A 20,012-nucleotide genomic window follows, 5' to 3' on the forward strand; every position below is an offset into this window, starting at 1 on the left:
CAAGCTATGAATATAACGTGAATGAAAGAAACCACAGGTCACGAAATTTCCGGATAACTATGGAACCATTATAAAATAATAAAATTAAAAAATTAATAATTTTAATTTTAAATCTAGCATGCTCATTAAATCAACAACGATATAGCTTAAATTCTCTTTTAATTTACATAATATTTCATGCCTACTGTATCTTCGCCAGTTTTGCATACATCCCGTCTTTACTCATTAGAGAGTCATGAGTTCCTACTTCTTCTACTTTTCCATGATTAATTACTATAATCTTGTCAGTTTTAAGTGCGGTTGATAGCCTGTGTGTAATTACGATTGTTGTTCTGTTTTGCATTAACTTGCTCAATGCTTTTTGCACGAGGTTCTCACTTTTATAATCAAGGGCAGAGGTTGCTTCATCCAGTATTAAAACCTGAGGATTGTTGAGTATGGCCCTTGCTATTACAATACGTTGTTTTTGTCCTTCAGAAAGTTTTAATCCTCTTTTTCCTACAAATGTATCAAATTTATCAGGCAGCTTATCAATAAATTCCATCGCATAAGCGCTGATGGCTGCTTGCTTCACTTCCTCATATTCGGCACCTGGTTTGCCATACAGTATATTTTCCATTATTGAGCAAGAAAATATCATGTGATCTTGCGGCACTAAGCCAAACAACGATCTGAGGTCATTTAGCGCAATTGACTTAATATTGTGCCCATCGATAGTAATGCTACCTTTGTTTGGATCATGAAAACGGAGCAGAAGCTTTAAAATGGTGCTTTTACCACTGCCAGATGGTCCAACAATTGATACTGCTTGACCTGCCTCTATAGAAAATGATACGTTATCTAATGCTGGCTTATCAGCATAAAAAAATGTTACACCATTAAACGAAATTCCCTTTTGAACACTACAAATTTTTATAGGATCATCGGGATCTGCTATAGAGCTTTTCATATTTTTAAATTCAAATAAACGCTCTACTATTCCAAGACCTCGTTGTAAATCACTGATATTATCGCTCAAATTATTTATAGCTCCTGCTGCGAGCGCTGAATAAAACACAAATGAGGAGAGTTTTCCAATAGTTATATTATTGCTTAAGACTTCTTTAATACCAAAAAAGAGCAAAACAACTAGTGAACCTATCACACACGTGATAACTAGAGTTACTAGAATAGCACGCAAGAGTACTAATTTTACGTATGATTTTGATACTGAGTTTAAATACTCCTTAAAACGGGTTTTTTCATTTTCTTCGAGTACAAACGATTTGATAGTCACTATAGATCTAAAATTTTCCTCACTAAATGACGCAAGCTCACTTAATTTATCCTGGGCAAAGCGTGCATAGCTACGCACTTTTTTTCCAAGTGAGGTCATGATAATGAGTAGTATAGGTATTATTGCGGCTGCATACGCAGTTAGTTGTATATTTGTATACAATAACATAGCAACACTACCAATCAGAATCACAAAATTTCGTAATATGGTTAGTAAGCTGCTGTTTATTATTGATTGCAACACAGATGTATCAGTAACTAACGCTGAGATAACATCTTGTACGCCTGTGTTCTCAAAGAAACTTGGTTGCAAGTTAGTGATACTGCTATATAAGTCATATCTGATTCTTGCGATAACTTTCTCGCTGCCAATGCCAATGAAATATAACCGAGTAAATGCAGTGAGAGAAATGGCTAAAACTATAAGTATTGCAACTAATAGTTTGGTAGTAAAATCGTGCTCTGTGCCAGAATCAATTATATCGTTTAAGCCTCTGCCAAAGAGGAGGATCGTTAAGGCTGAAAATAAAACTGCAATAAAAGCTATGATGAAATAAGATAGATTAGGCTTTATATAGTAAAATAACTGCCTAATATTAGATCGCATCGTATTTTAAAGTTTCTAAAGTTAAGTATATAGATTCTAGTTTCAGGGGAAAGGGAAAAGGTATGGCATTAGTCTACAGCATGTCTTCCAAGCATAACACGCTCACGAAACTTTAATGCGATAGCTTGGTTTCTACTGAAAGACAGCATTATGCCAAGTGCGATGCTCGAAGATAAAAGAGAAGAACCACCATAGCTAAGTAACGGCAGGGTTATGCCGGTGGTTGGAAAAACACTCAATGTTACCCCTATGTTTATTATGAATTGTGTGATGAATTGAATTGAGATACCGAGAATCACCAACAGATTAAATAATTCATTTTCCCTATATGCAATGTAAAGCAAGCGGGCGGAAATGATGCCAAATAACATCAATGTGGCTAAGCACGTAATCAAACCAAATTCTTCTGCTAAAACAGAAAACACAAAATCTGTATGACAATCAGGAAGAGAGGCTTTTATGCTACCTTCACCAGGTCCAACCCCAGTTAATTGACCTCTTTTGAATGCTTCTAATGATTTTGTGACTTGAAAGTTATCGCGCTGCGTAAAAAAGACAAAATTGTAAATCCTTTGCTTTATATGTGGGAGGCATAAGTAAGCTATTGTAGTTCCAGTTGCGGCCATTCCTATTATGCATAGAAAGTATAAAAATGGTATACATGCAATAAACATTTGACCAATAAAAGAATATGTTAAAAGCATAGACATACTGAAATCAGGTTGCAAAAGTAACAACACAAAAACTAACAGAAATATTATGATTGATATGTGTATTTTAAACTTCATTTCGCTGGCCAAGATACTAGCTATAACAACAGAAAAAAATGGCCTTACGAACTCAGATGGTTGAACTGAAATTTTGACAATATGTAACCATCGTTTCGCACCTTTTACCTCTATACCAAGTATTATCGCAGTTGCCACTAGAATAGTAAATAAAATGAAACCTGCGAATGAGAGGTTAAGTATGGTTTTTGTATTGAGAGAAGAAAATGTCACCAGGGTAATTAGTGATAGGACTATATAAATTGTGTGACGCCGTATAAAATAATCCTGTGGTAGAGAAAGACGCTGCGCAATTACAGGACTTGCTGAATAAACAAGAATGAAGCTTATAGTGAGCAAAAAAAACACTGGAAGGATAAGATAATAATCCAGCGTTCTATACCAGAGTTTAATATTCATTTTGTTCCAATGTGTAATGCCACTATTCCATAGCTCATATTATGAAACTCAACATTCTTAAAGCCTACCTCTTCAATTTCCATTTTAAAATCAGCCTGAGTTGGAAACTCTCTAATGCTCTTCACTAAATATTCATAAGAACTCTTGTCTTTAGCAACTATGCTGCCAATTTTAGGAATTACTTTAAATGAATATAAGTCATAAAGTTTGGTAAATATCTCATTTTGATAGTGCATAGGGGCAAATTCTAAGCAGATAAATTTCCCATGTGGTTTTAATACTCTGTATGCCTCATTTAAAGCCTTCTTGCGGTCAGAAACATTTCGAATACCAAAAGCTATTGTGCAATAATCAAATTCGGAGTCTTCAAATGGTAAACTTTCTGCACTCGCACATACCCAATCAAAATTAATTTGATTTGAATTTATAGCTTTATCACGTCCTCTGCTTAGCATATTTTGATTTATATCGCATACTGTAACCTTAGCACTTGGCTCTTTTCTTACTATTCTTATTGCTATATCTCCAGTTCCTCCAGCAACATCTAAAACCTTAGAGTTTTTTGTAAAATGCACACTATTTACCATCTTATCTTTCCATAATCTGTGCATTCCGAGGCTCATTATATCATTCATGGTGTCGTAGCGACTTGCCACGGAATCGAATACCTCTTTAACTAATTGTGATTTCTTCTCGATTTTTATAGTAGACATTACGTAAAAACTCCTTTATAATTAGTAAAAATTAATTTGAATTAACACAAATGTCAACGACAAGCCTTGAGCCTGTTAAAATCTTCTTCAGCGTGGTATGATGACCGAGTTAGTGGGCTTGATGCAACCACTAGGAACCCTTTGGAGTAAGCGATATATTTATAATGCTCAAATTCCTCTGGGGTAACATACCTATCAAGTTTTGCATGTTTTGGAGTTGGTTGTAGATATTGACCAATTGTAATAAAATCAACCTCAGCACTGCGCAAATCGTCCATAACCTGAAGTATTTCCTCTTTTGTTTCTCCAAGACCAACCATAAGCCCTGACTTTGTGAAAACTTTAGGATTAATCTGCTTTACCATCTTCAGTAAATATAGTGAATGAAAATAGCGAGCTCGTGGTCTTATTTTTGCATACAATCTCGGCACTGTTTCAATATTGTGGTTATAGACATCAGGTGATGCAACAGCGATTGCTTCAAATGCTCCTTTCTTATTTAAAAAATCAGGAGTTAAAATCTCTATTGTTGTTTCTGAAGTTATCTTTCTAATTTCTTCTATGCACTGTATAAACTGATTTGCGCCACCATCTGGTAAATCATCACGATCAACAGAAGTAATGACAACATGTTTTAAGTTTAACTTTTTTATCGCTTTTGCTAAATTTTCTGGCTCATGAGGGTCTAGTTTATCAGGAATGCCAGTTGCAACGTTGCAAAATGCACAAGCACGAGTGCAAACAGAACCAAGAATCATCACAGTAGCATGACGTTTATTCCAACATTCACCAATGTTTGGACATGCAGCCTCTTCGCACACTGTATGCAAGTTATGCAGTTTAACGATGTTTAAGGTCTCATTGAATACTTCACCGGTCGGAGCTTTTGCTCTGAGCCATGGAGGCTTACTATGCATCTGAAACGGCTAACTCTACCTCTTGCTTTACTAAAACTTTTTTCAACCTTCTTTTTATCTTCTGCGCTTTCTCACTTAGTTTAATCGTTCTTGTGTTGAGCAAAAAAGCATCTAAATCACCTTTGTAATCTATAGTTCTCAAAGTTCTTGTTGCTACACGAAATCTAAACTTTTTATTTAATATATCACTTGTTAACGTAACCTTATGCAAATTTAAAAGAAAGGTACGCTTTGTTTTACGATTTGAATGTGATACCTTATTACCAAAAGATTTTTTTCTATTTGTTAATTCACAAACTCTACTCACTTCAATATACCAAATTATTCTATGTACTTAGATTACCTTATATAGTCAAATAGTCAATACTCTCTTGCTTAATTTTTATACCATATACTGCTTTATAACCAAAAAATATCGTAATTTTTTCTATTATAAGAGAAATCATATGCTGAATTTCCAATGCTTTACTGCCATTTGTTACTACCAGATGCAACACACCCGAATTTATATTCTGTGCATATGAGATCTTTTTCGGTTTTGTACACTCTGCTATTTCTTTCCCTACTATATTTCGCCAGTTTAAAATCAGACGTATTTCATTTTTACTAATCTTATTTTTCATGCATTTTAATGCATAGTTTTCAATTATAGACTTTAATTTTTTTGGACCGCTGTGTTTGAGCATTTTTCTGTTTTGTTTCTAGTATAACTAAATAAGTAAGGTTTACCACTACATTGGATTTCTTAAAGCCCTGTCATTCCAGTGCGTACTGCACGAACATTGTAATTTGAGTCCACCAGGGAGGTTGTCATCCCAGTGCTCAGACACATAGCTGTACGAACATTTATTTTTGTTAAACACAGCAAATGGTGTCATGCCAGTCTGGAATCCAGAAATTTTGCTTATAACTGAGCTGATGAGCTAAAGGTAGTTGTCTTACGCTAAAATAAACGTTTTTAATTAAGTTGCATAGAAGCTGGATCCCAGTGTCTGAGCACACAACTGTACGAACGTTGTAGTTTGGGAGCAATTCCCACCAGTGGGGTGTCATCCCAGTGCCCAGACACTGGGATCCAGCTTCTATGCAACTTAATTAAAAACGTTTATTTTAGCGTAAGACAACTACCTTTAGCTCATCAGCTCAGTTATAAGCAAAATTTCTGGATTCCAGACTGGCATGACACCATTTGCTGTGTTTAACAAAAATAAATGTTCGTACAGTTGTGTAGCTGACACTGGGATGACAACCTTCTAACTGCTTTACAAACCTCTAGCCTCACACCATAAAAGCAGTATTTTTATGTAAAATTTATCTCAACGTAGCACTTGTCAAGTAAGTCGTTCCATTCAAAAATTTTTGTTTTGCCTCATAATTAACCTTATAGCTGTTTTAATTGTAATTGGTTAAATTATTATTAACTTGCTAGGCTAGATCCAAAAAAATAGCGTAATCAATATGCAAATTGTAATAGAAATCACATTTGTGTATGGTTTATTGTTATGCGGTTAATCTTTCCTCAATCCAAGCTGCTTGAATAGCTTCGAGTATTTTTTCGTTACAGCGTTTTTCATCATCATCAAATTCCTCTAAACTCAAGACCTTTTTTTTAAGCTCAGTGAATCTGATACTAATTATATTCTCATCTGGAAATTTTTCCTCCAGAGCTTCTACAATATCTTCTATATCAAGCCATTTCATACTTTTTTGTATTTATCTGCTAAGTTAAATTGGTGCCCATGGGGAGACTTGAACTCCCAAGGTCGCAAAACCCACGGATTTTAAGTCCGCTGCGTCTACCGATTCCGCCACACGGGCTTTTTTTATCTATCTAGAGTAAAACTCTACTACTAAATTGACTTCCATGTCTGCTGAATAAGGAACCTCAGAATATTGAGGTGACCTCAAATACTTTACTGAATGCTCTTTACTATCTGCTTCTAAATAATCCGGAGCCTTGCGCTCTTGTTTTTGTTCAGCCTCTACTACTACAGGAATTTTTGCTGCCCTTTCTCTTATTTTTATTATATCACCTGGCTTCACTCGATAACTCGATATGTTAACCACCTTATCATTAACTGTAACGTGCTTATGAGATATGAGCTGCTTTGCTGAGTAAATTGTTGGAACAAGACCAGAGTGGTATAAAACAGAACTTAATCTCGATTCTAAGATACCGATAAAATTATCAGCCGTATAACCCTTTCTGTTATAAGCATCTAAAAATGTACGTCTGAGCTGCTTACTTGAAATCGCGTAGTAAAACTTAAATTTCTTATGTGCAGCAAACTGCTTACCAAAGTCAGATAACTTCTTGAATCCAAGAATACCATGTTGACCTGGAGGGTATTTCCTTTTGTTTACTGGGTCTTTAGCTCTACCCCATAAATTTACACCAAGTCTACGGCTAATCCTATACTTTCTAGTGATAACAGTTGTCATATAAAAACTCTCACGATTTAACTTTAGATTATTAAGGATTTTAGCACTCAGTGTCAACTTGTTTTTGCTGATATAATCTTTTATACTTCATTTTTAAGTTTTTCTATTAACACATGAATCATTCACATTTAAAATCTATGGCAAACGCCATCCGTTTTTTATCAATTGATGCAGTACAAAAAGCAAACTCTGGACACCCAGGTATGCCACTTGGCATGGCAGATGTTGCAACTGTTTTGTTTGCTAAATATCTGAATCATAATCCTGATGATTCTAAATGGTTCAATAGAGATCGCTTTGTTTTATCAAACGGTCATGGGTCAATGTTACTATACTCAATATTATATTTGACAGGTTATATTAGCATAGATGAGCTAAAAAACTTCAGGCAAATGGGATCCAAGACCCCAGGTCATCCAGAGTTCGGCTTGACTTCCGGGGTAGAGGCAACAACAGGCCCGCTCGGTCAGGGGTTTGCCGCTGCTGTTGGCATGGCACTTGCTGAATCAATCCTTAAAAAGCAATTCAGAATCAATCACTACACTTACGTGATGCTAGGGGATGGCTGTCTTATGGAAGGAATAAGCCATGAGGTAGCATCACTTGCTGGGCATCTTAAATTGAATAAGCTCATAGCTCTTTTTGATGATAATGATATCTCTATAGATGGCGCTACTTGCCTTTCCTTCTCTGATGATGTAGAGAAACGCTTCTTAGCGTATGGATGGAATGTTGACAAAATTGATGGCCACGATTTTGATGCCATATCCTTTGCAATAGAGCAAGCAAAAAAGTCTGATAAACCTACAATGATCTGCTGCAAAACTATTATCGGAAAATTTTCAAGCCGTGCTGGCACATCCTCTGCTCACAGTGGTGCTTTTTCGGAGGAAGACATAAAACAGATGAGAGAGAAATTAAACTGGAATTATGAACCATTCCATGTACCAGAAGATGTGAAAAATGCCTGGAAGAAAACTGTTGAGAGAGCAAAACAAAACTACACGATGTCATTCCAGCGCGTGACGCTGGAATCCAGGAAAGAAGAAAAAGAATGGATCCCAGTGTCAAGCACTGGGATGACAAAAAGTGGAGCTGGGGTAACAGGATATCATGTAGAACTTCAAAGACGGTTAGATAAACGTCTACCAGACAATATCGATAATGTTTTGGCTAACTTGAAGAAACAAATACACGAGACAATGCCAAACGAAGCTACTCGATCTTCTTTCGGCAGAGTAATGGAACTTTTAACTGAGTCTATGCCGGAATTAATCGGCGGTTCTGCTGATCTTACTGGGTCAAATTGCACTAAATATAAGCACATGCAGGTAATAGATAGTAATAATTATAGTGGTTCTTATGTCCACTATGGAGTGAGAGAGCACGCTATGGCAGCTTGTATGAATGGTATGGCACTTCACGGCGCGATTCTTCCTTATGGCGGCACTTTTTTGGTATTTTCCGACTATTGTCGTCCTGCTATACGTCTTTCAGCTCTGATGAAACAGCAGGTTATGTATGTCATGACTCACGACTCAATTGGAGTGGGAGAAGATGGCCCAACTCATCAGCCAATAGAGCATTTAGCTTCTTTGCGTGCTATACCAAATCTATATGTTTTTAGGCCAGCCGATGCAGTTGAAACTCTGGAGTGTGTTAGCATTGCACTCGAAAAGAAAGAATCTCCAGCACTGTTTGCGCTCTCAAGGCAAAACGTAAGTTACATGCGCAAGTTCTACTCTGATATCGATCAATCTGCTAATCTATCGAAGTTTGGTGCACATATTTTGTGTGAATGTTCAAAAGAATTAAAAGTGACGATATTTGCTACGGGGTCCGAGGTTGAAATTGCAGTTGAAGCAAGGGAGAAATTGCAGGAAAAGGGTATAGGTACAAGGATTGTTTCTATGCCATGCTGGAGGCTTTTTGACGAGCAAAGCGATGAATATAAAGCGGCAATATTAAATAATGACAGCATTAAAGTTGCAATTGAAGCCGGAAGTGAAATGGGTTGGCATAAATACATAGGTTCAAACGGTATATTTATTGGCATGAAAAGCTTCGGAGAATCAGCACCTTATAAAACACTTTATGAGCATTTTAATATCAGCGCCGATCATGTGGTAAAATGTGTGTGTGAGAAACTGGTTTACATTCAGTAGACTTCTTGCATAACCATATGAAAGCCCACTCTTCTTTGTCATTCCAACGCGTGACGTTATCCAAGATGATGTCATGCCAGTGCTTGACACTGGAATCCAGCTTTTGATCGAAAATGTTGTATAGTATGCTTGTTTACAATCAATTTTTCTGGATCCCAGTGTCAAGCACTGGCATGACATCATATAGGCTACTTAGAGGATCCAAAAAGGGTGTCATTCCAGTGCTTGACACTGGAATCTAGTCTTTATTATGCAGCCACTTATTTAAAGTTAAGTTTCCTGGATTCCAGTGTCTGGGCACTGGGATGACAGGGGAAGATACTAGGATGACACCGTCATAAAGGAACCAGTGTCAGCTACTTGAATACATACCACCATGTCATTCCAGCGCGTGACGCTGGAATCTAGTAAACCTCTGGCTATATTATGTCATTGCCTTCTGAACTACTTGGTGATTCTAATACAACTGGTTGATCAGATTCAGATGATGATTGTGTTGGCTCATCAAAACAAAATAACCATGAAAAAAACCCACCAAAAAATGATGCAACTAATGAAAAAGGCTTCATAAGTATACTAAACTGTATTAAACAGGACTTGATATGACACTTTAAAAAAGTAAGTTAAGAATAATAAAAATAAGGAGTGTTAGAAATGAGTACAATACAAACAAAAATACTAAAACCAAAACTAGGATTACTAGAGCTAGCAAAACAATTAGGAAATGTGTCTCAAGCGTGCAAAGTGATGGGATACTCAAGAGATACATTTTATCGATTCAAGGAGTTATATGAAAATGGGGGAGAAGAAGCATTACATGAAATAAGTAAGAAAAAACCGCTATTAGCAAACAGAGTTTCGGAAGATATAGAAAGAGCAATAATTGGCATAGCTACAGAATTTCCTGCATATGGACAAGAAAGAGCTGCAAATGAGCTGAGAAAAAGAGGTATAATAATTTCCCAAGGAGGAGTAAGATCTGTATGGCTAAGAAATGACCTTGAAACTTTGAAAAAGAGACTTAAAGCACTGGAGGCAAAAGTAGCTCAAGACGGAATCATTTTAACTGAAGAACAACTTGCAGCTTTAGAAAAAGTGAAAGAACAAAGGGAAGCTCATGGTGAAATTGAGACGCAACATCCAGGTTATTTGGGTTCTCAAGATACCTATTATGTGGGCAATATCAAAGGCATAGGGCGCATTTATCAGCAAACTTTTGTTGATACTTATTCCAGAGTTGCAATGGTTAAACTTTACACGGACAGAACAGCTATTACAGCTGCAGATCTTCTTAACGATAGAGTTATCCCATTTTTTGATGAGCAGAGAATTCCATTATTACGCATTCTAACTGATAGGGGTACGGAGTATTGTGGCAAGCCCGAAAATCACGCTTATCAGCTATATTTAGGAATCGAAAATATCGATCATTCTAGAACCAAAGCCAACTCTCCACAAACTAATGGCATATGTGAAAGATTCCATAGAACTATGCAAGATGAGTGTTACAATATTATCTTTAGAAAGAAAATCTACTATTCTTTGGAGGATCTACAGATCGATGTTGATCATTGGTTGCGTTCTTACAATGAGACAAGGCCTCACTCAGGCAAATACTGCTATGGCAAAACACCTATGCAAACGTTTTTTGACAGTAAACATATTGCTTTTCAGAAAAATATTAGTAGCATTAAACAACAGCCTGATATTAGTTTTGACTACGTCAATTCTTCTGTCAGTTAATTCTTCTCTGTCAGATTAAATCTTGTCTTTTACACCTTCAGCTAAATCATAAAGGATCTGCCCCATTTGCTATGAGAAATTTTGCTATCTTTGTATGACCTCCTTCACCAGCGCAATGTAGAGGAGTATATCCTTTAAATTCTTCTACATTAGTCTTTGCATCAACCTTCGCCCCGTTTTTTACTAGAATTTCTACTATATCTGTATGACCTCCTCCAACAGCGCGATGTAAAGGAGTCACCCCTTTGTATTCTACATCAACACTTGCATCATTTTCTATTAGAAGGTTTACTATTTTTGCATAGCCACATGAAGCAGCTAAATGTAATAATGTAAGTTGATCATCTTCAAACAGGTGATTTACACCAAAGCCAGCTTCTTCCCATTTCTTATATTCTTCTGGATATTTCTTTAATTCCTCTTTTATTTTGTCAATTACGTTGTCTTTACTTAAATCTGTTTCTTTATTAACTGCACCTAATATTTCTTTCCACTGCTTATAGTTCATTGTCATAATTTTATCCCTACTTCAATAATATTTTAATTATCACATATTATGGCAAAAAAATCAACTCATCTCTTCCAAAGGCTCTATATTGAAGATAGAAAGTCCAGAAGCGATGACGTGTGCTAAGGCCTGCACGAGAAACATTCTTGCAGCGGTGAGGTTTAAGTTGTCTTCCAGTATGAAACGCATGTTTAAATCACTCTTGCCATACCCCCATAAAACGTGAAACGCTTCTGCAACTTCAAGTAAGTAGAAAGTAATTCTGTGTGGCTCACAAAGCCTTGCTGCAATTTCTACCGCATCTGGCCACTTTGCTAAGGTTTTTATGAGGAAGAGCTCTCCACCTGTCCTTAAAAGTGAAGGATCTGCTGTTGGGAGCTCTTTTGGAGCATTACGCATTAACGAATGAGCACGAGCATGCGCATATTGCACGTAAAAAATAGGGTTGTCTTTTGACTGTTCTTTAACTTTAGCAAAATCAAAGTCCAAGACCATATCATTCTTGCGTGTTAGCATTATAAAACGAGTTATGTCCCTGCCAACTTCTTCCACTACATCTCTTGCTGTTAGGAAGTTTCCTGATCTTTTGGACATCTTAACAGGTTTGCCGTTCTCGAAAAAATTCACAATATTATGCAGTTTTACCTCTATTTTTGCTTGATCATCACTGAGCGCAGAGACGACTGCTTTGAGTCTTTTGACATAACCGCCGTGGTCACTACCAAGCTCTACGATCATATTGTTAAAACCACGCGATATCTTATCAAAATGGTAAGCGATATCCGAGGCAAAATAAGTCCAACTGCCGTCCTCTTTCTTCAATGCACGGTCAACGTCATCACCAAATTTTGTAGAGCGAAATAGCATCTCTTTTCTGGAAGTCCAATTTTCGCTTTCTTTGCCTTTTGGTTTCTCCAGGTACCCTTCATACACTAGACCCTTGTCAGACAATATCTTTATACTCTCTTCAATTTTGCCACTTTTTTGTAGCTCATACTCTGAAGTAAAAACATCATGATTTACTCCAAGTAAGTTCATGTCTTCCTTTATAAATTCTAAGATAGAACTTAAAGTATATTCTCTAATCACCTGATTATCTTGCTTTTCTAGAAGCTCCTTGCCATATTTTTTGGCCAGCCCATTCCCTATCGGTTTTAAATATTCACCTGGATATAAACCTTTTTCGATGCTGATTTTTTCTCCCAGAGCTTCCTTATACCGCAAATATACTGACTTTATTAGTATATCTATCTGCGCTCCAGCATCATTAATATAGTATTCCTTAGTAACTTTATAACCAACTTTTTTCAATAAATTTGCCAGAACGTCACCAAATACTGCCCCTCTTGCATGACCAATATGCAGTGGACCAGTTGGATTTGCAGATACAAATTCAACATTAATGGCCTGATTGTTCCCTATATCTAGGGTGCCAAACTCTGTTTTTAGCTCATTTATTTGTTTTAAAATTCCATGCCACACTTCTATTTTTAAGTGCATGTTGATGAAACCAGGGCCTGCTATTTCCACTTTTGCAACTTCATCAAAAAGTTCAAATTCTTTGGCTAAAACCTCTGCAATCTCAACTGGATTCTTTTTTTCATGCTTTGCAAGCACCATGGCAACGTTTGTGTAAATATCTCCATGCGCTCTATTGCTTGGAGGCTCTACGATAAAGTTTGTTGCATTCGTGCTTATAACACCCCTTTGCTTCAACTCATTTAATTTACTGGAAATTAGAGAGGAAACCTGCTTGAAAATGTTCATCAACTAAAAAGCTATAAGACCTATAGCAGTATAGTGGATAAATGGGGCTAGTTGAAGAGTTATCTTAACTATTTTACCTTCAAATGATCCAGGAAAGTTATAGTTTATATTAAGTCGTTGCCGTAACCATGGTAAGAGAAAGCCATACTTTCGCTGTGATCATCGTTACCAGCATCAGGATCTTGGATAGCATCAGGTTCTTTAACATCATCGGGCTCTTTAACACCATCAGGTTCTTTAACACCATCAGGTTCTTTAACACCATCAGGTTCTTTAACATCATCGGGCTCTTTAACATCATCAGGCTCTTTCTCTTTCTTCAGTTCATTCTTAATATTTTCTTTTAGTTCATTCTTAGTCTTATCACCAATCTCAAATTTAAGACCTTTCTCTAGTTCATTCTTAATATTTTCTTTCAGTTCATTCTTAGTCTTATCGTCAATCTCAAACTTAAGACTTTTCTCCAGTTCATTCCTAATATTTTCTTTTAGTTCATTCTTAGTCTTATCATCAATCTTACACTTAAGATCTTTACCACATTTATCATAAATCAACTTACTCTTATTGACTTTACAATCATCCAACTTTGTGAACAAATTAATTTTCAACATATCACTGACATAGCACGTATCAAGTGGCAATATACGTACATGATTTGCATTTTTTTGATTCGGACAAGAAAAAGTATTCGTTGGCATAAAATATCTCCATTAGTAAATAAAATTATTAAAAAATTAGCCATAAGATGGAAGTGTGTACTAACAATGTACACACTGTATTACTTTTATATAATATGAACAGTGCCTTCTAACACTGACATATTGTGGGTAGAAAAAAAGGCTTCAGCACTTTTTGCATCTAATATAGAAGAGTTTATTACTTCTACACATTTATCACATACAGAATTGTTTTCACAACTGCCCACAAGTTTACCATCTATAACCTGAAGGTTGTTTTTAGCATTCTGAATAATTTCTGCACATTCTTTAAACTTGTAGCCTGTTGGCTTTTGGGTCTCAATATCAATAATATCATCAGTTATTGGATTGACCGTTATTACAAGCTTTGAAAGATCAACGATTGTTTTAGATTCAGGTTCAGGCTTAACTTGTGGACAAGGGGGACAAGCAGGAGCAGGGGGACAAACAGTATCAGGGGGACAAACAGTATCAGGACAAGCAGGACAAGGTGGTATATTTAAATCGAATTCGGGGAGCTGTATATTTAATTCGAGTCCATCATGCCGCGAGTCAAAGCGGTTATGGCAACGTGGGTCAAAGTTATGATGGTACCGTGGGTCAGTTATGCAAGCTGTGCGCACAGGAGTACATGAATCCATACGTGGATACGAAGAAAAATTGTAAGTCATAAAAATCCTTTAAAAAGCAACTATTAGATTATTATAGGATAAAAAAGTTAATGATTTAATAATTTTAAGGCTAAAATTAGCATATACAAAGTCCTTAACTTACAGTACATTTCAAAATACGACTTTAATGTAACAGATAGTTAGAGTTAAAAGTTTTACTATGGTAGAATAATGATAAGATTCCAAGAAGAAGCTGTCAGTAGTCAAATTAGTCGTGTTGCTGAAATAAATTATAATACATGGTTACTGTGAATAACAATTGCTTATCTTCTCAAGCAAGACATGAAACACATGGGTTGAATAACACCCATGTGCTCTTGGAAGCACGTCTAGCTAGACGTGCGTTTATGAGTTGTTTAAAAACAATCTTCTAATAAAGAAACCCAAATTCATCACAAGGATTATGACATGTGTCATAATAGTTATGATATGAGTTAAAATGATTGTGGCACGAATTAGTAGCACAAGGTGCGTATGCAGGTGCACAAGCTTGTGCACAGTTCGATACTGGTGCTGGTGAAACTGATGCTGGCGAATTAAAAGCCGTACATGGTAGTTTTGGTAAATGACTATAATTATAAACCATAATGATCCTTTAAAAAATACTATGAGATTATTATAAATTAAAATAATTAAAAATTTAATAATTTTAATTATAAATCTAGCATATCAACTAACGGTATGATTTAAATTTTCTTTCAACTCCTCTGTATCTTCGCCAGTTTTGCATACATCCCGTCTTTACTTATTAGAGAGTTGTGAGTTCCTATTGGCAACCGTAGCTCAGTTGGCAGAGCGTTAGTTTGTAGTGCTGAATGTCGCCAGTTCGATCCTGGTTACTCACTCTATTTTTCTGCAAAAATGCCATCTGGGCTGAAAAGCCCAGAAAGCATTCAGTCTTATATAAAATTAGTATCAACAGAAACAAGACTATCCTCATTGTCATTATCATAATAGTAAGGATTTGTTTTTTCCGTACTATCAAAAACAGTTTTTAATAGTACTTCCTTATCACTGTCCCATGCAACTTTCTTCATAATTTTAGCAAAATCTTCACACTTTTTATCAACTCCACAGTCCTTTATTTTGCCATTAGCCTTTAGATAAGGCTTTAATGAACCATACAATATCTGAGTGTTATTGCCCTCTTTATCTATCATTTGTCCTAATGTGTTAACAAGTATCAATGGTACAATTTGTTTTGCTTTCGCAACAACTGTTCGATCGGACTCTCTAATGAGATCAGGACATGATTCTCTAACAAAAAAGCTTTTGTTGTATTCTTTATTATTATGATAACCGGCAGGGTAACAGAAACTCTTAATTTCATCGTCTTGACAGGCTATCTCTTGTGGATTATCCATACATTTTTTACATGACATATTACTAAAATAGTGTGCTGAATCAAAAAGCCCTGTAAAGGCAAATTTAAAATTTACTACACCGTAATAACCCTCTATTCCCTTTTCTATATATGTCGCAATTTTAGGATTACTATACATCTCAGGATACAATTCCTTTAGTAAATCAGATGTATTAAAACCTTGATGACCTATCTTATTATAAGTTGTATACCAAGAAGCATGCGCTCCACAATTTTCAGCTTGGGAACAATCTAAGGTGTATTAAACAGGACTTGATATGACACTTTAAAAAAGTAAGTTAAGAATAATAAAAATAAGGAGTGTTAGAAATGAGTACAATACAAACAAAAATACTAAAACCAAAACTAGGATTACTAGAGCTAGCAAAACAATTAGGAAATGTGTCTCAAGCGTGCAAAGTGATGGGATACTCAAGAGATACATTTTATCGATTCAAGGAGTTATATGAAAATGGGGGAGAAGAAGCATTACATGAAATAAGTAAGAAAAAACCGCTATTAGCAAACAGAGTTTCGGAAGATATAGAAAGAGCAATAATTGGCATAGCTACAGAATTTCCTGCATATGGACAAGAAAGAGCTGCAAATGAGCTGAGAAAAAGAGGTATAATAATTTCCCAAGGAGGAGTAAGATCTGTATGGCTAAGAAATGACCTTGAAACTTTGAAAAAGAGACTTAAAGCACTGGAGGCAAAAGTAGCTCAAGACGGAATCATTTTAACTGAAGAACAACTTGCAGCTTTAGAAAAAGTGAAAGAACAAAGGGAAGCTCATGGTGAAATTGAGACGCAACATCCAGGTTATTTGGGTTCTCAAGATACCTATTATGTGGGCAATATCAAAGGCATAGGGCGCATTTATCAGCAAACTTTTGTTGATACTTATTCCAGAGTTGCAATGGTTAAACTTTACACGGACAGAACAGCTATTACAGCTGCAGATCTTCTTAACGATAGAGTTATCCCATTTTTTGATGAGCAGAGAATTCCATTATTACGCATTCTAACTGATAGGGGTACGGAGTATTGTGGCAAGCCCGAAAATCACGCTTATCAGCTATATTTAGGAATCGAAAATATCGATCATTCTAGAACCAAAGCCAACTCTCCACAAACTAATGGCATATGTGAAAGATTCCATAGAACTATGCAAGATGAGTGTTACAATATTATCTTTAGAAAGAAAATCTACTATTCTTTGGAGGATCTACAGATCGATGTTGATCATTGGTTGCGTTCTTACAATGAGACAAGGCCTCACTCAGGCAAATACTGCTATGGCAAAACACCTATGCAAACGTTTTTTGACAGTAAACATATTGCTTTTCAGAAAAATATTAGTAGCATTAAACAACAGCCTGATATTAGTTTTGACTACGTCAATTCTTCTGTCAGTTAATTCTTCTCTGTCAGATTAAATCTTGTCTTTTACACAGACAGTAGAATCGAAAGATTATTACAAGGAGAAATCTACACAGATCGACCCTTTTGTGAATCTGCGTTTCTGCTTTCTTCAACTTGTTTTGCAAAAGATGTTTCCGGTTTCTGAAGTGGCTTAGCAATTTCACGCACAACGGCAATAACTGCTGTTAAAAACGTTTTTAACAATGCACCTAAAGCTCCACCAACTGCTTCCCTGCCATATATATGAGCTTGCTTTTCGTTACCGTCAGCAGTTTCCCCTGCCCTCCTTCTTGGATCCATCCTATGAGCAATCACCGAAAACAACACTCCCCTGATTGAAGACTTCACTCGTTTCTTTGCTTCATCATCATGTGCTGTTTCATGTCCATGACTTAAGTGTTTAGCATTCATTAGCTCCTTTTGTTGCTGGGCAAACATGCTACTTAACACTTCTTCTATCACTTGCTTTCTTCTCTTCTCTCTAACTCTTTTCATAGATTCTGATTTATCACAAGTATGCTTTGTGGTTTCAAATTCTGCATCAATATCTTCAGACGCAGCCTGACTATATAAAGTCTCTATGAGCCTATCTATACTTCGCTTTATTTGCATAGTCCTTTCGTAACTATCAGAATTATCAATTCCTTCGTCGATCTGATTTAGAATATCCTCAAAAACTTTTAAATAGTCTTGAATATACTGTATTATGTATTGCTTATCTTCCTCTTTGTGTTGTTCTTCTTGATTTTGCTGATTTTCATTTTCTAAACTTCTCTCTCTTTTATCATCGTTATTTTCTTCAATATCATCACCGTCTTCCTCGAAAAGGTCTTTGTCGTTCATGATTTTTTTTTATTTAGTTAAAATTCTCACCAGTTACTATTGTATATAAAAAAATTAAATTAACATTAATGAAAAGCGTTTACAACTTCAGCACTCGCTAAAATTACAGTAAAACTGTCAAAAGTGGCAGGATCATAATACCTCTCATACAATTCAACTGAACACCTAAGCCTTATCTTTTCCTTAGCATTAAAACTAATTTCATAATCATTATTAGAGTTTAGCATAGCAGAATTACGTAATAATTCATCAGCTAATACAGAGTCTAAAATTCCATTAATTTTTATCGTAATGTGTCTGCTTCCAGCAGAATCCAATACTTTTCTCCAGCCAAAAGAAGAAATATCTTTCACCTCTTCTCTGTTATTACGCAAAGTAAACCTTAGGTTTCGTATATTATTTAACACAATAAAATTATTGTCATGATCTTTAATTTTTAGCTGTAATTTGCTCATTATTACCTCCTTTTATTAAAATATCAAAATTAATTGTTGAATGTAAAATTTCATCGTGCTGATCTGTAAAAGACAAGATTTAATCTGACAGAGAAGAATTAACTGACAGAAGAATTGACGTAGTCAAAACTAATATCAGGCTGTTGTTTAATGCTACTAATATTTTTCTGAAAAGCAATATGTTTACTGTCAAAAAACGTTTGCATAGGTGTTTTGCCATAGCAGTATTTGCCTGAGTGAGGCCTTGTCTCATTGTAAGAACGCAACCAATGATCAACATCGATCTGTAGATCCTCCAAAGAATAGTAGATTTTCTTTCTAAAGATAATATTGTAACACTCATCTTGCATAGTTCTATGGAATCTTTCACATATGCCATTAGTTTGTGGAGAGTTGGCTTTGGTTCTAGAATGATCGATATTTTCGATTCCTAAATATAGCTGATAAGCGTGATTTTCGGGCTTGCCACAATACTCCGTACCCCTATCAGTTAGAATGCGTAATAATGGAATTCTCTGCTCATCAAAAAATGGGATAACTCTATCGTTAAGAAGATCTGCAGCTGTAATAGCTGTTCTGTCCGTGTAAAGTTTAACCATTGCAACTCTGGAATAAGTATCAACAAAAGTTTGCTGATAAATGCGCCCTATGCCTTTGATATTGCCCACATAATAGGTATCTTGAGAACCCAAATAACCTGGATGTTGCGTCTCAATTTCACCATGAGCTTCCCTTTGTTCTTTCACTTTTTCTAAAGCTGCAAGTTGTTCTTCAGTTAAAATGATTCCGTCTTGAGCTACTTTTGCCTCCAGTGCTTTAAGTCTCTTTTTCAAAGTTTCAAGGTCATTTCTTAGCCATACAGATCTTACTCCTCCTTGGGAAATTATTATACCTCTTTTTCTCAGCTCATTTGCAGCTCTTTCTTGTCCATATGCAGGAAATTCTGTAGCTATGCCAATTATTGCTCTTTCTATATCTTCCGAAACTCTGTTTGCTAATAGCGGTTTTTTCTTACTTATTTCATGTAATGCTTCTTCTCCCCCATTTTCATATAACTCCTTGAATCGATAAAATGTATCTCTTGAGTATCCCATCACTTTGCACGCTTGAGACACATTTCCTAATTGTTTTGCTAGCTCTAGTAATCCTAGTTTTGGTTTTAGTATTTTTGTTTGTATTGTACTCATTTCTAACACTCCTTATTTTTATTATTCTTAACTTACTTTTTTAAAGT

At 35.8% G+C, this 20,012-nt stretch carries 21 protein-coding genes, 1 tRNA gene and 1 pseudogene; 4 read left to right on the forward strand and 19 right to left on the reverse strand.

The genetic code is table 11. From position 1 onward, the window contains the following. Window positions 1–181: 181 nt before the first annotated feature. The 9 genes from OPR49_RS05210 to rpsD all read right to left on the reverse strand — a co-directional run bounded on the left by OPR49_RS05210 (window position 182) and on the right by rpsD (window position 7,141). The gene (locus tag OPR49_RS05210; RefSeq protein ID WP_265026853.1) at window positions 182–1,882 is read right to left on the reverse strand and encodes an ABC transporter ATP-binding protein; all 1,701 of its coding nucleotides are present in this window, start codon (window positions 1,880–1,882) and stop codon (window positions 182–184) included. A gap of 68 nt (window positions 1,883–1,950) precedes the next feature. After that, window positions 1,951–3,069, reverse strand: a complete 1,119-nt coding sequence (locus tag OPR49_RS05215; RefSeq protein WP_265026854.1) for an FtsW/RodA/SpoVE family cell cycle protein — start codon at window positions 3,067–3,069, stop codon at window positions 1,951–1,953. After that, complete coding sequence (gene ubiE, locus OPR49_RS05220) at window positions 3,066–3,782, reverse strand: bifunctional demethylmenaquinone methyltransferase/2-methoxy-6-polyprenyl-1,4-benzoquinol methylase UbiE (RefSeq protein ID WP_265026855.1); 717 nt, start codon at window positions 3,780–3,782, stop codon at window positions 3,066–3,068. Before ubiE ends, OPR49_RS05215 begins: the two co-directional genes overlap by 4 nt. Before the next feature lie 53 nt (window positions 3,783–3,835). Further along, a complete protein-coding gene (gene lipA / locus OPR49_RS05225) occupies window positions 3,836–4,699 on the reverse strand; it encodes a lipoyl synthase (RefSeq protein WP_264724115.1) in 864 nt (287 codons plus the stop codon). Further along, window positions 4,692–5,006, reverse strand: a complete 315-nt coding sequence (rpmB, locus tag OPR49_RS05230) for a 50S ribosomal protein L28 (RefSeq protein WP_006279619.1) — start codon at window positions 5,004–5,006, stop codon at window positions 4,692–4,694. The genes lipA and rpmB overlap by 8 nt, the downstream gene beginning before the upstream one ends. Before the next feature lie 37 nt (window positions 5,007–5,043). Further along, window positions 5,044–5,385: a DUF721 domain-containing protein gene (locus OPR49_RS05235; RefSeq protein WP_064125521.1), complete on the reverse strand. Its 342-nt coding sequence runs from the start codon at window positions 5,383–5,385 to the stop codon at window positions 5,044–5,046. Window positions 5,386–6,199: 814 nt separating this feature from the next. Continuing rightward, window positions 6,200–6,400, reverse strand: a complete 201-nt coding sequence (iscX, locus tag OPR49_RS05240; RefSeq protein ID WP_010962556.1) for a Fe-S cluster assembly protein IscX — start codon at window positions 6,398–6,400, stop codon at window positions 6,200–6,202. A gap of 30 nt (window positions 6,401–6,430) precedes the next feature. Beyond that, a tRNA-Leu gene (locus tag OPR49_RS05245) sits at window positions 6,431–6,517 on the reverse strand. A 9-nt stretch (window positions 6,518–6,526) separates the two neighbouring features. Next, window positions 6,527–7,141: a 30S ribosomal protein S4 gene (gene rpsD / locus OPR49_RS05250; RefSeq protein ID WP_010962555.1), complete on the reverse strand. Its 615-nt coding sequence runs from the start codon at window positions 7,139–7,141 to the stop codon at window positions 6,527–6,529. A 113-nt stretch (window positions 7,142–7,254) separates the two neighbouring features. Here rpsD and tkt point away from each other — a divergent pair, with 113 nt between their 5' ends. Beyond that, window positions 7,255–9,306, forward strand: a complete 2,052-nt coding sequence (gene tkt / locus OPR49_RS05255; RefSeq protein WP_265026856.1) for a transketolase — start codon at window positions 7,255–7,257, stop codon at window positions 9,304–9,306. Window positions 9,307–9,725: 419 nt separating this feature from the next. Here the strand turns inward: tkt and OPR49_RS05260 are convergent, their stop codons facing one another. Then, window positions 9,726–9,875, reverse strand: a complete 150-nt coding sequence (locus tag OPR49_RS05260; protein ID WP_182366755.1) for a hypothetical protein — start codon at window positions 9,873–9,875, stop codon at window positions 9,726–9,728. Between the two features lie 85 nt (window positions 9,876–9,960). Between OPR49_RS05260 and OPR49_RS05265 the strand changes: the two genes are divergently transcribed. Further along, entirely contained in the window at window positions 9,961–11,049 is a 1,089-nt protein-coding gene (locus OPR49_RS05265) for an IS481 family transposase (RefSeq protein WP_265027486.1), read from the forward strand. Between the two features lie 46 nt (window positions 11,050–11,095). Here the strand turns inward: OPR49_RS05265 and OPR49_RS05270 are convergent, their stop codons facing one another. From OPR49_RS05270 to OPR49_RS05285, 4 genes are all read right to left on the reverse strand, one after another. Further along, the gene (locus tag OPR49_RS05270; protein ID WP_265026857.1) at window positions 11,096–11,563 is read right to left on the reverse strand and encodes an ankyrin repeat domain-containing protein; all 468 of its coding nucleotides are present in this window, start codon (window positions 11,561–11,563) and stop codon (window positions 11,096–11,098) included. A 54-nt stretch (window positions 11,564–11,617) separates the two neighbouring features. Beyond that, window positions 11,618–13,324 (reverse strand): arginine--tRNA ligase, encoded by a 1,707-nt coding sequence (gene argS, locus OPR49_RS05275; RefSeq protein WP_265027534.1) that lies wholly within the window; start codon window positions 13,322–13,324, stop codon window positions 11,618–11,620. A 104-nt stretch (window positions 13,325–13,428) separates the two neighbouring features. After that, a complete protein-coding gene (locus OPR49_RS05280; protein WP_265026858.1) occupies window positions 13,429–14,022 on the reverse strand; it encodes a hypothetical protein in 594 nt (197 codons plus the stop codon). Window positions 14,023–14,108: 86 nt separating this feature from the next. Beyond that, window positions 14,109–14,693: a hypothetical protein gene (locus OPR49_RS05285; protein WP_265026859.1), complete on the reverse strand. Its 585-nt coding sequence runs from the start codon at window positions 14,691–14,693 to the stop codon at window positions 14,109–14,111. A 443-nt stretch (window positions 14,694–15,136) separates the two neighbouring features. Between OPR49_RS05285 and OPR49_RS05290 the strand changes: the two genes are divergently transcribed. Further along, complete coding sequence (locus OPR49_RS05290; RefSeq protein ID WP_256469370.1) at window positions 15,137–15,262, forward strand: hypothetical protein; 126 nt, start codon at window positions 15,137–15,139, stop codon at window positions 15,260–15,262. A gap of 330 nt (window positions 15,263–15,592) precedes the next feature. Here the strand turns inward: OPR49_RS05290 and OPR49_RS05295 are convergent, their stop codons facing one another. Further along, window positions 15,593–16,195 (reverse strand): hypothetical protein, encoded by a 603-nt coding sequence (locus tag OPR49_RS05295; RefSeq protein ID WP_265026860.1) that lies wholly within the window; start codon window positions 16,193–16,195, stop codon window positions 15,593–15,595. A 191-nt stretch (window positions 16,196–16,386) separates the two neighbouring features. Between OPR49_RS05295 and OPR49_RS05300 the strand changes: the two genes are divergently transcribed. Then, window positions 16,387–17,475 carry an IS481 family transposase gene (locus OPR49_RS05300; RefSeq protein ID WP_265027486.1) on the forward strand — a complete coding sequence of 363 codons (1,089 nt, stop codon included), beginning with the start codon at window positions 16,387–16,389 and terminating at the stop codon, window positions 17,473–17,475. Between the two features lie 71 nt (window positions 17,476–17,546). Here OPR49_RS05300 and OPR49_RS05305 read toward each other — a convergent pair whose 3' ends face one another. The 4 genes and pseudogenes from OPR49_RS05305 to OPR49_RS05315 all read right to left on the reverse strand — a co-directional run bounded on the left by OPR49_RS05305 (window position 17,547) and on the right by OPR49_RS05315 (window position 19,965). Further along, window positions 17,547–18,323: a hypothetical protein gene (locus OPR49_RS05305; protein ID WP_265026861.1), complete on the reverse strand. Its 777-nt coding sequence runs from the start codon at window positions 18,321–18,323 to the stop codon at window positions 17,547–17,549. A gap of 65 nt (window positions 18,324–18,388) precedes the next feature. Continuing rightward, window positions 18,389–18,778, reverse strand: a complete 390-nt coding sequence (locus tag OPR49_RS05310) for a phage tail protein (protein WP_265026862.1) — start codon at window positions 18,776–18,778, stop codon at window positions 18,389–18,391. Further along, window positions 18,753–18,842: pseudogene (locus OPR49_RS07505) on the reverse strand (DUF3168 domain-containing protein); the annotation flags it as partial. The pseudogene OPR49_RS07505 and the gene OPR49_RS05310, both read right to left, overlap by 26 nt. A gap of 34 nt (window positions 18,843–18,876) precedes the next feature. Then, window positions 18,877–19,965, reverse strand: a complete 1,089-nt coding sequence (locus OPR49_RS05315) for an IS481 family transposase (protein WP_265027486.1) — start codon at window positions 19,963–19,965, stop codon at window positions 18,877–18,879. Window positions 19,966–20,012 lie beyond the last annotated feature (47 nt).

Source organism: Wolbachia endosymbiont (group A) of Bombylius major (genome assembly GCF_947251895.1).
Classification (GTDB): Bacteria; Pseudomonadota; Alphaproteobacteria; order Rickettsiales; family Anaplasmataceae; genus Wolbachia; species Wolbachia pipientis.

Bases quoted from the DNA above. Each gene is read 5' to 3' on its own strand.
- OPR49_RS05210 (WP_265026853.1), bottom strand. From the start codon at position 1,882: ATGCGATCTAATATTAGGCAGTTATTTTACTATATAAAGCCTAATCTA.
- OPR49_RS05215 (WP_265026854.1), bottom strand. From the start codon at position 3,069: ATGAATATTAAACTCTGGTATAGAACGCTGGATTATTATCTTATCCTT.
- ubiE (WP_265026855.1), bottom strand. From the start codon at position 3,782: ATGTCTACTATAAAAATCGAGAAGAAATCACAATTAGTTAAAGAGGTA.
- lipA (WP_264724115.1), bottom strand. From the start codon at position 4,699: ATGCATAGTAAGCCTCCATGGCTCAGAGCAAAAGCTCCGACCGGTGAA.
- OPR49_RS05235 (WP_064125521.1), bottom strand. From the start codon at position 5,385: ATGCTCAAACACAGCGGTCCAAAAAAATTAAAGTCTATAATTGAAAAC.
- iscX (WP_010962556.1), bottom strand. From the start codon at position 6,400: ATGAAATGGCTTGATATAGAAGATATTGTAGAAGCTCTGGAGGAAAAA.
- rpsD (WP_010962555.1), bottom strand. From the start codon at position 7,141: ATGACAACTGTTATCACTAGAAAGTATAGGATTAGCCGTAGACTTGGT.
- tkt (WP_265026856.1), top strand. From the start codon at position 7,255: ATGAATCATTCACATTTAAAATCTATGGCAAACGCCATCCGTTTTTTA.
- OPR49_RS05260 (WP_182366755.1), bottom strand. From the start codon at position 9,875: ATGAAGCCTTTTTCATTAGTTGCATCATTTTTTGGTGGGTTTTTTTCA.
- OPR49_RS05265 (WP_265027486.1), top strand. From the start codon at position 9,961: ATGAGTACAATACAAACAAAAATACTAAAACCAAAACTAGGATTACTA.
- OPR49_RS05270 (WP_265026857.1), bottom strand. From the start codon at position 11,563: ATGACAATGAACTATAAGCAGTGGAAAGAAATATTAGGTGCAGTTAAT.
- argS (WP_265027534.1), bottom strand. From the start codon at position 13,324: ATGAACATTTTCAAGCAGGTTTCCTCTCTAATTTCCAGTAAATTAAAT.
- OPR49_RS05280 (WP_265026858.1), bottom strand. From the start codon at position 14,022: ATGCCAACGAATACTTTTTCTTGTCCGAATCAAAAAAATGCAAATCAT.
- OPR49_RS05285 (WP_265026859.1), bottom strand. From the start codon at position 14,693: ATGACTTACAATTTTTCTTCGTATCCACGTATGGATTCATGTACTCCT.
- OPR49_RS05295 (WP_265026860.1), bottom strand. From the start codon at position 16,195: ATGTATAGTAATCCTAAAATTGCGACATATATAGAAAAGGGAATAGAG.
- OPR49_RS05300 (WP_265027486.1), top strand. From the start codon at position 16,387: ATGAGTACAATACAAACAAAAATACTAAAACCAAAACTAGGATTACTA.
- OPR49_RS05305 (WP_265026861.1), bottom strand. From the start codon at position 18,323: ATGAACGACAAAGACCTTTTCGAGGAAGACGGTGATGATATTGAAGAA.
- OPR49_RS05310 (WP_265026862.1), bottom strand. From the start codon at position 18,778: ATGAGCAAATTACAGCTAAAAATTAAAGATCATGACAATAATTTTATT.
- OPR49_RS05315 (WP_265027486.1), bottom strand. From the start codon at position 19,965: ATGAGTACAATACAAACAAAAATACTAAAACCAAAACTAGGATTACTA.